The sequence below is a fragment of the Tropicibacter sp. Alg240-R139 genome (assembly GCF_900537075.1).
Lineage (GTDB): Bacteria > Pseudomonadota > Alphaproteobacteria > Rhodobacterales > Rhodobacteraceae > Falsiruegeria.
This window is the reverse complement of the sequence record NZ_UNRA01000001.1, coordinates 737875-750851: the sequence shown is the minus strand read 5'-3', so window position 1 is coordinate 750851 and position 12977 is coordinate 737875. Positions and strand designations below refer to the sequence as shown.

General features: G+C 59.2%; 13 protein-coding genes and 1 tRNA gene. 13 read left to right on the top strand and 1 reads right to left on the bottom strand.

Annotated features, from left to right (window positions below; genetic code table 11):
• The 13 genes from G6R15_RS03735 to G6R15_RS03675 all read left to right on the top strand — a co-directional run bounded on the left by G6R15_RS03735 (position 1) and on the right by G6R15_RS03675 (position 12124).
• Complete coding sequence (locus G6R15_RS03735; RefSeq protein ID WP_240336650.1) at positions 1–1188, top strand: diaminopropionate ammonia-lyase; 1188 nt, start codon at positions 1–3, stop codon at positions 1186–1188.
• Positions 1181–2380 carry a Xaa-Pro peptidase family protein gene (locus G6R15_RS03730; RefSeq protein ID WP_164658433.1) on the top strand — a complete coding sequence of 400 codons (1200 nt, stop codon included), beginning with the start codon at positions 1181–1183 and terminating at the stop codon, positions 2378–2380. The genes G6R15_RS03735 and G6R15_RS03730 overlap by 8 nt, the downstream gene beginning before the upstream one ends.
• Complete coding sequence (locus G6R15_RS03725) at positions 2358–3107, top strand: aspartate/glutamate racemase family protein (RefSeq protein ID WP_164658432.1); 750 nt, start codon at positions 2358–2360, stop codon at positions 3105–3107. The genes G6R15_RS03730 and G6R15_RS03725 overlap by 23 nt, the downstream gene beginning before the upstream one ends.
• A gap of 88 nt (positions 3108–3195) precedes the next feature.
• Complete coding sequence (locus G6R15_RS03720) at positions 3196–4692, top strand: DUF4173 domain-containing protein (protein ID WP_164658431.1); 1497 nt, start codon at positions 3196–3198, stop codon at positions 4690–4692.
• Positions 4673–5350, top strand: coding sequence for a response regulator transcription factor (locus G6R15_RS03715; protein ID WP_164658430.1), 678 nt, complete (start codon positions 4673–4675; stop codon positions 5348–5350). The genes G6R15_RS03720 and G6R15_RS03715 overlap by 20 nt, the downstream gene beginning before the upstream one ends.
• Positions 5347–6336, top strand: a complete 990-nt coding sequence (locus tag G6R15_RS03710) for a HAMP domain-containing sensor histidine kinase (RefSeq protein WP_240336687.1) — start codon at positions 5347–5349, stop codon at positions 6334–6336. Before G6R15_RS03715 ends, G6R15_RS03710 begins: the two co-directional genes overlap by 4 nt.
• Positions 6337–6599: 263 nt before the next feature.
• The gene (gene katG, locus G6R15_RS03705) at positions 6600–8819 is read left to right on the top strand and encodes a catalase/peroxidase HPI (RefSeq protein WP_164658428.1); all 2220 of its coding nucleotides are present in this window, start codon (positions 6600–6602) and stop codon (positions 8817–8819) included.
• A 178-nt stretch (positions 8820–8997) separates the two neighbouring features.
• Positions 8998–9873: a carbon-nitrogen hydrolase family protein gene (locus tag G6R15_RS03700; protein WP_164658427.1), complete on the top strand. Its 876-nt coding sequence runs from the start codon at positions 8998–9000 to the stop codon at positions 9871–9873.
• 90 nt (positions 9874–9963) lie between these two features.
• Positions 9964–10182: a translation initiation factor IF-1 gene (gene infA / locus G6R15_RS03695; RefSeq protein ID WP_005978431.1), complete on the top strand. Its 219-nt coding sequence runs from the start codon at positions 9964–9966 to the stop codon at positions 10180–10182.
• Between the two features lie 10 nt (positions 10183–10192).
• The gene (locus G6R15_RS03690) at positions 10193–10771 is read left to right on the top strand and encodes a nucleoside triphosphate pyrophosphatase (RefSeq protein WP_164658426.1); all 579 of its coding nucleotides are present in this window, start codon (positions 10193–10195) and stop codon (positions 10769–10771) included.
• On the top strand, positions 10768–11790 hold the full coding sequence (locus G6R15_RS03685; protein WP_164658425.1) for a ribonuclease E/G: 1023 nt from the start codon (positions 10768–10770) through the stop codon (positions 11788–11790). Before G6R15_RS03690 ends, G6R15_RS03685 begins: the two co-directional genes overlap by 4 nt.
• Positions 11787–11969, top strand: a complete 183-nt coding sequence (locus G6R15_RS03680) for a DNA gyrase inhibitor YacG (RefSeq protein WP_164658424.1) — start codon at positions 11787–11789, stop codon at positions 11967–11969. The genes G6R15_RS03685 and G6R15_RS03680 overlap by 4 nt, the downstream gene beginning before the upstream one ends.
• Positions 11970–12049: 80 nt before the next feature.
• A tRNA-Phe gene (locus tag G6R15_RS03675) sits at positions 12050–12124 on the top strand.
• A gap of 228 nt (positions 12125–12352) precedes the next feature.
• Here the strand turns inward: G6R15_RS03675 and G6R15_RS03670 are convergent.
• Positions 12353–12916 (bottom strand): hypothetical protein, encoded by a 564-nt coding sequence (locus G6R15_RS03670; protein ID WP_164658423.1) that lies wholly within the window; start codon positions 12914–12916, stop codon positions 12353–12355.
• Positions 12917–12977: the final 61 nt, after the last annotated feature.

Here is a 12977-nt window from a genome sequence, read left to right as displayed (position 1 = left end):
ATGACCCCTTATCAGACCGCCACACTGCACCACGTCCATCGCATGCCCGAAGTCGGCGATGCGGCCACCCGCGTGTTGTCCTCCGAGGATTTTTCTTGCGCTGTGGCAGAGATCACCAGCTGGCCCGGATATACTGAAACACCGCTCGCATCGTTGGATGGCCTGGCAACGGAACTAGGCCTGGGCGCGATCCTTTACAAACATGAAGGCCCGCGATTTGGCCTTGGCAGCTTCAAGGCGCTTGGGGGGTCTTATGCCGCGATGCGTGTCCTGCAGCGGGTGCTGTCTGAACAATTGGGTACCGACGTAACACTGGCCGACATCAGCGCTGGCAAATACCGGGATGAGTGCACCAAGATAACACTTGTGTCGGCCACCGACGGAAACCACGGGCGCTCGCTGGCCTGGGGTTGCCAACGCCTTGGCGCACCGTGCCGCATCTATATCCACGCCGAGGTCAGCGAAGGCCGGGCTGTGGCGATGCGCGAGCTGGGGGCCGAGATCATCCGCATCACCGGCGACTACGACGCCTCGGTCGCCTTAGCGCGCCAAGAGGCCGAGCAGAACGGCTGGTACGTGGTGTCCGACACCTCGTGGCCCGGCTACTCCGAGCCGCCCCGTGATGTGATGGCAGGTTACGGTGTGATGACGCGCGAGGCCTGCGAAGCAATGGATCAGGCCCCAACCCACGTCTTCCTGCAAGGTGGGGTTGGCGGGTTGGCAGCCTCTGTCGCGGCAGGCCTGCGCCAGTATTGGGGCGAGCACAGCCCGCGCGTGGTTGTGGTGGAACCCGAACTGGCGGCCTGCCTCTTTGAAAGCGCCAAAGCAGGGGCCGCCACAAATTTCGCCATCCAAGAGGAGACCATCATGGCTGGCCTCAGCTGCGGTGAACCCTCTCCGATGGCGTGGGAGATCCTGAGCCAGGAGGCCAGCGATTACCTGACCATCCCTGACAGCATCGTCGCACCCACAGTCCGAATGCTGGCTTGCCCGCAGAACGGCGAAACCCCCATCGAGGCGGGCGAAAGCGCCGTCGCCGGTCTGGCTGCCGTGATCGCGGCGTGTCAGACTGCTGACCTCAAGGCCGATTTGGGGTTGAACGATGCGTCTCGCATTCTGCTCATCGGCTCCGAAGGGGTCACCGACCCCGAGATCTATGCCCGCATCATGGAGGGTCACGATGCATGAAGCCCCTGCACGCGGGTTCGAACGCTCTGAATTTGAAGCACGCCTGAACAAAGCGCAGGGCTTGATGGTCCAGCAGGGTTTTGACGGCATCCTGCTACTCAGCGAGCCCGAAGTGCGCTATTTCAGCGGTTTTCACACCCTGTTCTGGCAGAGTCCGACGCGGCCCTGGTTCCTGTACCTGCCCAGCGCGGGCGAACCCGTCGCAGTGATCCCCGGCATCGGGGCTGATCTGATGGGTCGTACCTGGGTCCGCGACATCCGCACTTGGGATGCGCCCAATCCAGGCGATGACGGTATTTCGCTGCTGCTCGATCTGCTCGGGCCGTTGAATGCTGCCGGACACACATTGGGCATCCTGAAAGGCCACGAAACGGGCCTGCGCATGCCCCTTGGCGACTACGAGCGCCTGATGGATGGCTTACCCAACATCGGCGTGAAAGACGCGACTAAACTGATTCGGCAGCTCCGGATGGTCAAATCAGAAGCCGAAATCGCCAAGCTCGCCCACATCTGCACCATCGGCTCGAACACATTTGACACCGTCCCGAACTTTGCCCACGAAGGCGCTCCGCTTGAGGGCGTCTTTCGCGCCTTCCGCCGTAGTGCGCTTTCGCTCGGGGCTGATGACGTACCTTATCTGGTGGGTGGGGCAGATCAGGGTGGGTATCAAGACGTGATCTCGCCGCCCTCTCGCCGCCCATTGCAGGTCGGCGACATCCTGATGCTGGACACCGGCGCGACCTTTGACGGCTATTTCTGCGACTTCGACCGCAACTTTGCCATCACCCGCGCCGACGATGCGTCCCGTCAGGCATACGACGTGCTATGGCGCGCGACCGAGGCCGGCCTGGACGCGGCCCGCCCCGGCAACACATGCCGCGATCTGTTCATCGCCATGCGCAGGGTAATCGCAGAATTGGACGACCAAGACGCCAATGTTGGCCGTCTGGGGCATGGGCTGGGGATGCAGTTGACCGAATGGCCCTCGCACGCAGCGTTTGACGAAACCGTCCTGCAAGAGAATATGGTGATTACGTTGGAACCGTCGCTCTGCTACGGCGATGGCCGTACCATGGTGCATGAGGAAAACCTGGTGATCGTGGACGGTGCACCCCGCTTGCTAAGCCGCAGGGCTGCGCCCGAGTTGCCGGTCATCCAAGGAGGACAAATTGAAGCTACCATTCGAAACTGATGCCGGGATCGGAACAAGGGCCAACCTGGGCGTTGTGGTGCTGGAAACCGACGAAACGCTGGAGCAGGAATTCGCGCGGATGACGCAAGAACCCGGAGTGGCGCTTTATCACAGTCGCATCCCAATGGTGCCTGATATCCGCCCCGAAACCCTGAAACAGATGGCTGCCGACCTGCCCGCTTCGGCCAGCCTGTTCCCTTCGTCGCTACAGTTCGACGTGATCGGATACGGCTGCACTTCGGCCTCGACCGTGATCGGCCCTGACGGCGTACGCGACGCCATCCAGTCTGCCCGCCCCGAGGCACAGGTCACTGACCCGCTTAGCGCCATCATCGCGGGTTGCAAAGCGCTAGGTGCATCGCGGTTGGGTTTCGTCACGCCCTATCTGCCCGAAGTGTCGGCGCAAATGCGAACAAAGCTGGAAGAAGCTGGAAACACCATCTCCAGCTTCGGCTCGTTCGAAGAATGCGACGACCGTGTTGTGGCCCGGATCACGCCCAGCGCAATCCTGAGCGCCGTTGACGCGGTGACGCACGACGCGGATTGCGACGCGGTGGTGATATCGTGCACAAACTTGCGATGTCTCGACGTCATTCCGCAGGCCGAGGCGCGGGCCGGTGTCCCTGTGGTTTCGAGCAATCAAGCATTGGCTTGGCATATGTTGCGCCTGGGCGGTGTGTCTGACCCGCGCCCTGAGTTCGGGCAGTTGTTCACCCGCACCCTCTGATCTGCGCGAAATCTGCACATCTGCTGCGCAGGAGCTGCAACTGCGCCTGTCATGACTGCCCCAAAGCCAACAACAAGGGCCAAGGGACATGACACAGGTATTTGAGGTTCGCGGGCTTCCCGCCTCGATCGCACAAGACAGCTGGTGGCTGGAAGACACTCCTAGACAAACACCATCGCTCCGGTACGGCAACAGACGCGCGTATTGGTTGTCAGCATTGTTTGGGCTGATTGCATTCGCGGATCTTCTGTTCTTCGACCACCGCAAAGGTCTGTCGCTGGTGATCTTCGCAGTTGTTGTCCTGGCTGCGGCCTGGGTATTGCGTGCACCAAAAGTGCACTGGTCTGGCCCTGCTTCGCTTCTGGCAGTCGGTAGCCTTCCGGTAATCGAACACCTACAGGCGCTGTCTGTCTTCTTTCTCGCCTTGGGCCTTTTGGGCAGCCTCGCCTGGATCGCCCTGGGGGACAGGGCAACGCTAGCCCAGGTCGCCCGCACCGGCGGCCTCATCCTGCGCTCGGTGCCGCTGCGGGGCGCGCGCGACCTTTGGAGTAGACGGCATCGGGCCGTCGCCCTGCGCCCGCAATCGGACGCGACCTTTGGGATCAGCGCAACGCTGCGCGCTTGGGGATTTCCTCTGGGTGGGATTCTGATTCTAAGCGCGCTGCTGATCGAGGCTAACCCGGTATTTTTGCATTGGACAAACGCAATTCGGCTGGGCACTTTCAACCCACAGGACGCCCTCCACCGCTTTCTCTTCTGGATCGGCATGGCGATCTTGATCTGGCCGCTTCTCGTCCCCCCATTGCCGCAGCGCCAGACCTACCCCCGCAAACCCGGCCCGTTATCCGGCCTCTTTCACGCGCAGACCTGGGGTGTGAACAGGACCAGCACCGGCAATGCGTTGATCACCTTCAACTTGCTGCTTGGTCTGCAAACCATTCTGGATGCTCTCTACCTCTGGGGCGGTGCCAGCCTGCCCGAAGGGATGAGCTATGCCACCTATGCCCACCGCGGAGCCTATCCATTGCTCATCACGGCCTTGCTGGCCGGTGCCTTTGCCTTGGCGGCCCGTCCTCATCTCGCCATCAAAAGCTGGCTGAAGCCGTTGCTGATTCTGTGGCTGGCCCAGAACGTGGCGCTAGTGTTGTCATCACTCCTGCGTCTCGAGCTATACACCTCTGCCTACGGCCTGACCTTTCTGAGGGTTCATGCAGCAATCTGGATGGGCGTTGTTGCCATCGGGCTCATACTCGTGGCCTGGCAAATCTCGCGCACCAAATCCAACCTCTGGCTAATGGCGCGGTGCACGGCCCTGGGCTTGGGCGTGCTCTACGCCTGCGCCTTCGTGAATTTCGCTGACCTGATCGTGCGCTCAAACCTGTCGCGCTCAGACAACGTTGACACTTACTATGCCTGCCAATTCGGCCCCATGGCTGCGGCCGCTTTGCAAGACATTCCCGATTGCCACATCATCGCCCCCCGGATCGATGGTTGGCGGGATTGGGGCTTTCGAAGCTGGCGCGTGCTGGATATTCTCGCGTCAATGGATCAAGCTGAGGTCGGCCATGAATATCCTCGTCGTTGACGATGACCCGCGTCTGCGTGAACTGCTGACCCTGACACTGAACCGCGCCGGGTTTCAGGTCGTGACCGCCTCGAACGGGCAGCAGGCACTGATATCAGCCACGCGGGACAACCCTGACCTGATCGTTCTGGACGTGGGACTGCCCGAACTGGACGGGCTCGAAGTGTGCCGCCGTCTGCGCCAAACCTCGGATGTACCGATCCTGTTCCTGACAGCCCGAGATGACGAGATCGACCGCATTCTCGGACTGGAACTGGGCGCCGACGACTATGTCACCAAACCCTTCAGCCCGCGCGAGTTGGTGGCGCGGATTAAGACGATCCTGAAACGCAGCCAGCGCGCGACAGCACCCACCATTCACCATCACGGGGACCTGACACTGGACCCTGACCGCCACCATTGCGCAGTGAACGGAACGCCTGTCGCGCTGACACGGACGGAGTCGCAAATTTTGCTAACGCTGCTCCAACGCCCGGATCATGTCATTACCCGGTCGCAACTGACGGATGCCATCTATGGCATTGGCAGCCCTGTATCTGACCGCACGCTCGACAGTCACCTGAGAAACCTGCGCCGCAAGCTTTCCGAGGCAGGTTGGAGCGAGAGCGTTGAAACCATACACGGCGTCGGCCTGCGTCTAAAACCGTGGCTGACATGAGCGGCAAATGGCGCCCCTCTCTCTGGTTTGTGCTTGGTGGTGCATTGGCGGGCACCTTGGGTTTGTCATTGGTCGGGCTCGTGGCCTTACGATATCTTGGACCTGAAATCGGTTTTCGCCCCGCAGCAGCTTTGTTGGCAACCGCGATCGGCTTGGCCACTTTGGCACTAGGCATTCTGCTGGTGCGGTTGCTGCTGCGCCCTGTGACAGAACTGTCCCGTCGGGCGGAAGCGGTTCGAACCGGCCGTTCTGAGGGCGCAAAACCGCTTGAGCACTATGGTACGCAGGAATTGCACCGGTTGGGTCAAAGCGTGCTGGACATGGCGCAGACCCTGCAACGGCGAGAGGCTTCGATCCGCACATTTGCGGATCACGTGACGCATGAGCTGAAAACGCCTGTATCCGCTATCCATGCGGCATCTGAACTCTTAGAAGACAGCCCCGACTTGAAAGCCGAGGACCGACAACTGATCGCACAGATTCAAGGGGCAGCGCAGCAGATGCAGGACCAATTGAAAGCCCTTCAGCGCATCACCGCTGCACGCGAACCAGCCTATCACGGAAAATGCGCCTTGAACGACATCGCGGAATCTTTGCAATCCACGAACTCTGGTATCAAACTGACTGTCTCTGGCGGCAACATCGCTCTGCCACTTGCCCCGCAGGGCTTACAGATCGTGGTGACCCATCTGCTGGACAATGCGACGCAACATGGGGCCACACGAGCCGATCTGAGCGTCGGGGTCGTGTACGCGGGTTCGTACCTGCTGATCTTTGACAATGGACCAGGGGTGTCCCAAGGCAATCAAGCGCATGTCTTTGAACCCTTTTTCACCTCGCGTCGTGATAGCGGTGGCACTGGCATGGGTCTGCCCATCGTGCGCAATCTGGTACAGGCTCATGGCGCGGAAATCACACTGGTTCCCACGGACGAAGGCGCGTGTTTCAAGATTTCTTTTTCGGATCCGGCCTGCCTCCCAACGTGATAACTAAAACCTATCAAAACGATGACGATAAACAATTTTCTCCAATTCATTTTGTCCGCTAGGCTTTGAGTCGAAGCGTTGAAGTCAGGTTGGTCGGCTGAGGGTCATTTTCCTTTGTGGCCAACCTATTGAGGATACCCGCAGGCCCCACCCGTGTTCAGATTCCTGCGTATGCCGCGAGAATCAGACGGGTGGGTCTACGTGCGCCTCAGTCAACATTCGCGCAGCGATATTGAACAGTACAGCTACGATCGGAGATCAAAATGGACGGAAACAACAGCGCAGGGAAATGCCCGGTGATGCACGGCGCGCCCGTGAACACATCACGAGGCGGAACCGGAAACCGCGACTGGTGGCCGAACCAGTTGAACCTGAACATTCTGCATCAGCATTCGTCAAAATCGAACCCGATGAACACCGACTTCGACTACGCCGAGGCATTCAAGTCGCTCGACCTCAAGGCGCTCAAGGCCGACCTTACCGCCCTGATGACCGATAGTCAGGATTGGTGGCCTGCCGACTATGGGCACTACGGCGGTCTGTTTATCCGTATGGCGTGGCACAGCGCGGGCACCTATCGCACGGCTGATGGTCGCGGCGGCGGCTCGACCGGCAACCAACGGTTTGCGCCGCTTAACAGCTGGCCAGACAACGGCAACCTGGACAAGGCACGTCGCCTGCTGTGGCCGATCAAGCAGAAGTACGGCAACAGTGTCTCTTGGGCCGACCTGATGATCTTGGCCGGTAACGTTGCAATCGAATCCATGGGCGGGCCGGTTTTTGGTTTTGCCGGTGGTCGCGCTGACATCTGGGAGCCCGAGCAGGACATCTACTGGGGCACCGAAAAAGAATGGCTGGCAACTTCGGACAAGGAAGACAGCCGCTACTCGGGCGAGCGTGATCTAGAAAACCCGCTGGCCGCTGTTCAGATGGGCCTGATCTACGTCAACCCCGAAGGCCCCGATGGCAACCCTGACCCAGTTCTGTCGGGCAATGACGTCATCGACACCTTTGGCCGTATGGCAATGAACCCCGAAGAAACCGTTGCGCTGGTCGCCGGTGGCCACACCTTTGGCAAGGCACATGGTGCGGGCGATCCCGATCTGGTTGGCGCAGAACCTGAAGCGGCATCCATCGAACAGATGGGTCTGGGCTGGAAGAATGGCCTTGGTACCGGCAAGGGCGGAGACACCACCACCAGCGGTGTTGAAGGTGCGTGGAAACCGAACCCCACCACATGGGACAACGGCTATTTCGACGTGCTGTTTGGTTACGAATGGGAGCTGGTAAAAAGCCCCGCTGGTGCCCAGCAGTGGCAGGCCAAGGATGTCGCGGCCGAACACATGGTTGTCGACGCGCATGACCCATCGAAAAACCATGCGCCGATGATGACCACCGCCGACATGTCCTTGCGGATGCACCCCGACCTTGAACCGATCTCGCGCCGATTCCACGAAAACCCGGATCAGTTTGCCGACGCCTTTGCACGCGCATGGTTCAAGCTGACGCACCGCGACATGGGCCCGCGCAGCCTGTATCTTGGCGATGATGTCCCCGCCGAAGAACTGCTGTGGCAAGACAACGTTCCCGCCGTTGACCACGATCTGGTGGATGCGGGCGATGTGGCTGCGCTGAAAGAGCAGATCCTGGCAACTGGGCTTTCCGTATCAGACCTGGTCTCGGCGGCTTGGGCCTCGGCCTCGACCTTCCGCGGATCGGACAAGCGTGGTGGCGCCAATGGTGCGCGCGTTCGTCTTGCGCCGCAAAAGGACTGGGAGGCCAACAACCCGGCGCAACTGTCCAAGGTACTGTCGGCGCTTGAAGGTGTGCAATCGGCCTTTAACAGTTCTCAGTCCGGCAGTAAGAAAGTCTCGCTTGCAGACCTGATCGTGCTGGGTGGTTCCGCGGGGATCGAGCAGGCCGCCAAGGCCGCGGGTCACACCGTCGAGATACCCTTTACCGCAGGTCGCACAGATGCCAGCGATGAACAGACGGATGTTGAATCCATCGCCGTTCTGGAACCCATCGCCGATGGTTTCCGCAACTACACCAAGGGCCGTTTCAGCGTCGCGGACGAGGAGCTGCTGGTCGACAAGGCGCAGCTGCTGACCCTGACCGCGCCGGAAATGACCGCACTGATCGGCGGCATGCGTGTGCTTGACACCAACTGGGATGGTTCGGCGCATGGCGTGTTGACCAACCGTCCCGGTCAGTTGTCGAACGACTTCTTCGTCAATCTTCTGGATGCAAGCATCGAATGGAGCGCCGCAGACGAAGACAGCCGTGTCTTTGAGGGTAAGGATCGCGCATCAGGTCAGGTCAAATGGACCGGCACCCGCGCTGATCTGGTGTTTGGGTCGAACTCGCAACTGCGGGCCCTGGCCGAGGTTTATGGCTCTGGCGATGGCGAAGCGGCTTTCGTGCAGCAATTCATCGAAGCCTGGTCCAAGGTTATGAACGCAGATCGTTTCGACGTCGCATAAATCCCTAAGTAACTGAAAAAGGGCGCGGTTAACCTGCGCCCTTTTTCTTGGCGCACTTGAAAACTGGATCCGGGCCGAGCTGTCCGTGCCTAAACAGCCCGTGCGTCACATTTGCTTTACCGTTGCCCCTCCAGAACGGACATGACTTTAATCTGCACAACAACAGGGAGAGACGTTCATGAAAATCGCGACTGCCGCCTATCCGCTCGACTGGCTGGACAGCTGGTCCCAGTACGAAGACAAGATCGCCCATTGGGTCAGCGACGCGGCAGAACAAGGCGCCGATCTTCTCGTGTTCCCCGAATATGGCGCAATGGAGCTGTGCACGCTGGCAGGCGCCACCGTGGCGGCCGATCTGGAGCAATCACTGCATGCAGTATCTGACCGGATGGAGCCGGTGCATGATCTGTACCAGAAACTGGCGGCGGAACACGGCGTTCACATCCTGGGCGCCTCGGCCCCGGTAAACGATGGCTATGACCGGCCCGTCAACCGCGCCACGCTTTATGCGCCCAACGGCAAGCGTGGCCATCAGGACAAACAGATCATGACCCGGTTTGAACGTGATCCCTGGAATGTGGTGCCCGGAGATGGCTTGCAAATTTTTGAAACCGAGTTGGGAAAGATTGGCGTACTGATCTGTTACGACAGCGAATTTCCCCTGTTGGGACGCGAGCTGAGCTCGTGCGAAATCCTCCTTGTCCCCTCGTGTACCGAAGCCCTGTCAGGGTATTGGCGTGTTCGCATCGGAGCCATGGCGCGGGCTTTGGAGAATCAATGCGTCAGCGTGATGGCTTCGCTGGTGGGCGAAGCGCCGTGGTCGGAGTCTGTGGATGTAACCACTGGCATGGGCGGCGTCTTTGGTCCGCCTGACACCGGCTTTCCCATGACCGGAGTTCTGGCCGAAGGCACCCTGAACCAACCTGGCTGGACCTACGCCGATGTTGACATGGAGGCTATCGCCCATGTGCGCGCAGATGGCGTGGTTTTGAACCGTACCCACTGGGCAGAACAGGACAGTCGGGTCAATTCGGTCACAAACAGTCTTGTTTGAGCGATTGAGGCCTTGAAATAAGGGGGGAATAGGCTCATTTAAGCGCACGGCCCGCAGATTCTGCGGGTGCAACATCAAGATGGAGACAACATGGCCAAGGAAGATACGCTCGAATTTCCCGGTGTCGTGAAGGAACTCCTGCCGAATGCGACGTTTCGGGTCGAGCTGGAAAACGGCCATGAGATCATCGCACATACGGCAGGCAAGATGCGCAAAAACCGCATCCGTGTTCTGGCCGGCGACAAAGTTCAGGTCGAAATGACCCCCTACGATCTGACCAAGGGTCGGATCAACTATCGCTTCAAGTAACGCCAGCCTCATGGCGTTCATTCTCGGATCGGGCAGCCCGCGGCGGTTGGACCTGCTGGCGCAGCTTGGCGTGCAGCCCGATGCCGTCCGCCCCCCCGACATCGACGAAGACCCGGCCAAGGGCGAGCTGCCACGCCCTTATTGCGCCCGCATTGCGCGCGAAAAGGTGCAGGCGGTTGAGGCCGCGCCAGGCGATATTGTCCTTTGCGCCGACACCACCGTGGCCTTGGGTCGTCGCATCATGGGTAAGCCTGCGAATGCAGGCGAGGCTGCCGAATTCCTGCATTCCCTGTCGGGCCGCCGCCACCGTGTGATCACCGCTGTCGCCGTACGACGTGGCGACAAGTTGTGGGAACGTGATGTGGTAAGCCAGGTCAAAGTCAAACGCCTGTCAGATGCCGAAATCAACGCCTACCTCGCCACCGGCGACTGGCGGGGTAAAGCGGGTGGCTATGCCATCCAAGGCGCCGCCGGGGCTTTCATCCCATGGATCAACGGCTCTTTCACCGGTATCGTGGGCCTACCGCTATCAGAAACTGCGAGCCTGTTGCAGGCCGCAGGATACCCCTTGTACCAGGAGCGCACATGAAGGGCCGCACAATCGTTCTGGACCACATCAACAGCCGCGAAGCTGCGGCGTTGATGGTGGATGGCAAGCTCGAAGATTTCCTGATCGCAAGCGAAGCCCCTGCCCCTGGCACAATATACCGTGCGCGCGCTGATCGCCCCGTGAAGGGCCAAGGTGGAATGTTCCTAAGCACGCCGGATGGCCCCGCCTTTTTGCGTCAGGTCAAAGGGCTAGCGCCAGGTGCCATGCTTTTGGTGCAGGTTACCGGCTACGCCGAAGCCGGCAAGGCCATTCCAGTGACCACCAAGGTTCTGTTCAAAAGCCGCTATGCCATCGTCACACCTGATGCGCCCGGACTGAACATCTCACGCAGCATCCGGGACGAGGATGAACGTGACCGTCTGCTGGAAATCGCTCATGGCGAAATGGGCGCATCCGAATACGGCCTGATTGTGCGCTCGTCCTGCGCCGGGGCGGATATCGATGACATCAGCGACGACATTGCCGAAATGGCTGACACAGCAGCCAGGGTTCTGTCCGACGAGAGCTCTGACATAGCCCGCCTTGTCGAAGGCGATAGCCCCCATACGCTCGCCTGGCGCGACTGGACTGACCCGGCCGAAGTGATCACGACCTCTGGCGGTTTCGAAGACCACGGCGTCCTGGACGCGCTGGATCAGGCGCAAGGCATTGCCGAACCCTTGCCTGGCGGCGGGTACCTGTACATCGAACCCACCCGCGCCCTAATTGCAGTAGATGTGAACACAGGCAGCGACACCTCGTTGGCGGCCGGGCAAAAAGTCAATTTTTCCTGTGCCAAGGCCCTGCCCCGCGCGCTGCGCGTTCGCGGACTGGGCGGCCAGATCACACTGGACCTAGCCCCGATGCCCAAGAAGGACCGACGGGGCTTTGAGACCTCGTTACGCGCGGCCTTCCGCGCCGACCCGGAAGAGACGACGCTTGTTGGGTGGACTCCCTTGGGTCACTTCGAACTGCAGCGCAAACGCGGCCGCGTGCTTTTGTCCGAGGCTCTTAAATGAGCTGCCCCATCTGCCAAGACCAGTCGGCACAAAAGTACCGCCCGTTCTGCTCAAAGCGCTGCTCAGATCTAGACCTGGCCAAGTGGCTCAACGGTTCCTATGCTTTGCCGTCAAAAGCACCAGAAAGTCTGGAATTGGATGTGTTCGCAGAAGAAAATACTCTAAACCGCCTGCAGTGAAAAAAACCTAAAATAGCCTCTGGACACTGCCTGTGGCACGTCATAGAACGCCCCCACCCAACGACAATCGTCGTTCCCGTGCCCGGGTAGCTCAGGGGTAGAGCAGTGGATTGAAAATCCTCGTGTCGGTGGTTCGATTCCGCCCCCGGGCACCACTTAAATCAAACAAAAACAATAGCTTAAGTGTATTTGTACACAGGTTGCTCATTGCAACATTTGTGCTGGGTGCCATATGGGTGCTGTTTGGCCAACTCAAAATCCTTGGAGAATTGCGCATACACATTTGACGACTTCGCCACATCACTAATTTGTACGGCGTAGACCGGCTTTGCGGACATCTGTACATGCTTTGGAATTTGAAACGACAGGTTAGCCTTAAAAGGCTAAGTTACCCACGCGGGCGGGTCGCCATAGTTCATGGACCAATCTATTTCACTGACCTTGCTCAAATGAGCGAGTTGAGCATTGAAAACATCGAGCATATGGGCGCTTAGCCAGACAAACAGAGGTTCCCAAGCCCTTGAAGCGCCGACCCAGAAACCGATTTGCATCACCGGGTTTACAGTGATGCTCTCGCCATCAAATTCTAGCTCGATCCCTGTCTGAATAGTTTCGTGGCCGCCATGGTGAGCAAAGCGTTCGTTTCGGTATTCGATTAACTCATCATGTATCGAACGTAGATCTGTTGGAACTGCTACTCTTCGGAGCTTGGTCGTTCCGGCAGTCTTCGCAAACAATCGCCCGTAGGAAATAACAAGCGCCGTCGTCAACGCTTCTACTTCCATAAAGAACTCCATCGTCATTTCGACATCAATTGTCTTCAGCTGGGTGTAGATGAACCGGATATTATTCACTGCAATTAGGTTCAAAGCCATCTTGTCTAGTCGTTCAATCTCAGGAGCAAATCGCTTTCTTAGCTCTTCCACGAATTCTTGATTGTCTGGCATTTCCAACTCTCAATTCTGGCAGGTGGTCAGAATATCACTGGGTTTCACTCATACCCACCTA